2 protein-coding genes and 2 pseudogenes are annotated in these 3230 nt (G+C 41.3%); all 4 read right to left on the reverse strand.

Annotated features, from left to right (window positions below):
• Positions 1 to 101: pseudogene (locus AACV20_RS11435) on the reverse strand (lipocalin family protein); the annotation flags it as partial.
• A 149-nt stretch (positions 102 to 250) separates the two neighbouring features.
• A complete protein-coding gene (locus AACV20_RS11440; protein ID WP_017049924.1) occupies positions 251 to 469 on the reverse strand; it encodes a DUF6500 family protein in 219 nt (72 codons plus the stop codon).
• A gap of 1763 nt (positions 470 to 2232) precedes the next feature.
• Complete coding sequence (locus AACV20_RS11445; protein ID WP_017049028.1) at positions 2233 to 2973, reverse strand: PhzF family phenazine biosynthesis protein; 741 nt, start codon at positions 2971 to 2973, stop codon at positions 2233 to 2235.
• Positions 2974 to 3140: 167 nt separating this feature from the next.
• A pseudogene (locus tag AACV20_RS11450) lies at positions 3141 to 3230 on the reverse strand (VOC family protein); the annotation flags it as partial.

A 3230-nucleotide genomic window follows, 5' to 3' on the forward strand; every position in this document is an offset into this window, starting at 1 on the left:
TAATTGTTCAGTTCAAAATCCGACACAGGCTTTACTGATTCGGGCATACCCAAGCAGCCGTTTAATAAAACAGTACAAATAATCAACAAGATTGATCTCATGATGCCTCCAAATACCTAACGCCCGGTTAAGGGGCTGACAACGCAAAACGCCGAACCTAAAATAGCAACCGTAATCACAAATGTTGATTTAAGCAAAAACCGCCACGCGTTGGCAGTCCCTCTTAAACCGTTTGTTATGGCTCAGTTCACTAAATATCAGATTTTACCATTGCCATGATTTTATGAGCTTTTTCAAAATGGTCTAATTTGTGTTCTTGAATCCACCATGTGGCGGCTTCCATTAACAAATCTGGATCGTCATTTTTATTAGCAAAAAATGCATAAAATGAAACGCCTACATTATCACCCTTCTGTTCAATCTTCTTGGAACAAACTTGAATTACCTTTTTTCTCAATGAACTACGCACTTGTTAATTGCCTGCTTTGTTAGAAAATGATGGGTAACTTATACAGATTAAAGCATGAAAACAAGAAAAACTGTTTTTATATACAGCCCCAGCCAATTGAATGAGCCATAACGCCGCATTAAGGGGTGAACAACGCCTCCACCCGACCTAAAGTATTGTACCGTAAACACTAAACTTGAAGTAGAAACAAAAATGCCAAGCGTTGAGAATCCCTCTTAAATGCTTTGTTATGCAAATTCAATAAGATAAGCTGACTTTACTCGATCAAAAACCACAATTGCAATGGTTGAGTTATTCAAGAATCAACCCAAGCAAGAGCCGTGATACATAAACCGCCAAAACAAAGTCTGCCTTTCAGCGACAACCTAGGCTTTTGAACCAAACGAACTCAACAAGCAAAGCCTTCAACAAATACTAAATGATCGATTAACTTGCCCTTTCGACACTTTGCACCCGCTCAATTTCCAACGTGCCAACGCTAAAACTCATTGAGGCAAACAAAGAAATTTGCCTGTTTTACGGTTCGAGCTGACCACGAATTTGAGGATAAAAAAACTCATTTGCCGACAACACAAAACGAATGGCCAGAGAAATCCCAAAAGATTGAACCCCTAAATTCACCTGAGTTGCATAACGCCCGGCTAAGGGGTTGACAACGCACCGCCGAACTTAAAAAACACACTTAAACACTGAACTTCAATTTTGTACTAAAGTCGCCAAGCGTTGGCAATCCCTCTTGAGCCGTTTGTTAGCTGCTGCACTTTAGCCGAAGATTTGCTACCCAACGACCTAATTTAAAACACATTATTGCTTTCAAGCGACAAAGTAAAACGGACAACTGAGAAACTAAAACCTAATCCATGAAACGCACTTGGCAAAGAAGAAATAACAGGAAAACTGGCGAGCTTCTAAGACTTAAATTTACAAAGAATCCTTTCGAAGAAGCCAACAACCAAGTGCGCGAAATCCATTTAAGCGCGACAGTGTTTCAAAACCAAAGAAGCCACACCAAAGAAATAAACAAACACACCACTTCCCGTAAACAGACTTCGGTTAGTTCAACCACTTCACGAACAGTGCCACTGGCGAGATACGCGGAAAAGTGCTGACTTTCAGGTGTAAAGCTAGAGCCTCAGACCAAGAAAAAATGAACACGGAATTTTATGATTTTTCTTAACCTCAGCTAACGCCCGGCTAAGGGGTTGACAACGCATCACCGAACTCAAAAAACACACCGTAAACTCTGAACTTCAATTTTGCACTAAAGCCGCCACGCGTTGACAATCCCTCTTGAGCCGTTTGTTAGGCCAACCAATTGACACCGACACATGTACAACCAAAGAACGAGCTTTTTTGTAAATTTGAAACAAACTAACCGATTCATTTATAAACCAAAATTCCGAATCAGCAAAGAAACAAAAAACTCAAATTGAGCGATTTGGAAGAAAAGTGACGAGCGTAGCATGCTCGGCGGACGTTTGGATGCTGAAGGTTATTTTGCCGCTAAACTCACAACGAAAAGCAACCCAACGCGATCACGAAACAACAAATATGTGATGATTATTTATTGCTTAAGCTAAGCCACAAAACATGGAATTTATCGCTCAATTCCAACTCGATTTAGCTGATAAAAACTCACCTTGCCTAACGCCCGGCTAAGGGGTTGACAACGCACTGCCGAACTCAAAAAACACACTGTAAACACTGAACTTCAATTTTGCACCAAAACCGCCACGCGTTGGCAATCCCTCTTGAGCCGTTTGTTAAATTGCAATTGCTCGCCGCTTTGCTTGGGCAAATACTGTAATTGAATTTTCAGTTGTTCTCTCTACTTCAAAATAACCTCCTGACATTGAAAGTTGACGTACATTCAATGAGTCGGATCCAAGTTTTTTAAACCAATACGGTGCAAGAGAGCATTGTGCTGAGCCTGTTGCTAAATCCTCAGATATGCCAATTTGGGGTGCAAAGTATCTTAGAACATAACCACTATTACCATTTGCAGCCGTTACAATCAGAGCATGGTATTCATTGATTTTTCTCAAGCGCTCATCATCTGGCTGGAAATTCATTACAGTCTCAACCGAAGACAGAACCAAGACTAAGTCTCGGGTAGAGAAAACATCAATCGCATCAGTCGCTAAATCAGAGATTTCTAGTGGAACGGTACAAGGCTTACCTTCCCAACTAGGTAATAACAATGAATATTGGTCATTTCTCTTAGCAATCACCACTTCACCATGTTTACTGTTGAAAACTACATTTTCTAGCTGGTACTTAGAAAGGATCGCTGCACCAGCACCTAAACTCCCGTGACCACAAAGATTAATTTCACCATCCAATGCAAACCAGCGAATGTGAAACTGTCCGTCGATGTGAGTAATGAACGAAGTCACAGGCTGTCCAACTTCACGGGTGATTTGATGTAACTCGGTATCAGAAAGCCAGCTCTTTAGCTCTAGTACCCCGCAAGGGTTGCCAAAGGCCGACTCGCCAATAAACACATCATAAATATCAATTTTGATAATCCACCATCCTTGACTGCAATTTAACGCCCGCTTAAGGGGCAGACAACGCTACTACCAACTTACCGCATAACACCGTAATCACCGAAACCAACGCATAGTAAAAATGCCACGCGTTGGCTGTCCCTCTTGAAGCGTTTGTTATGCTACCTTTTTGCCATTGGATGGCTTGGATTCAATTGAAGAAGATCCCACAAGTTTCCATACAAGTCTTCAAACACTGCTACCGTTCCATA

The sequence above is a fragment of the Vibrio sp. B4-6 genome, assembly GCF_963888245.1.
GTDB classification, from domain to species: Bacteria; Pseudomonadota; Gammaproteobacteria; order Enterobacterales; family Vibrionaceae; genus Vibrio; species Vibrio anguillarum.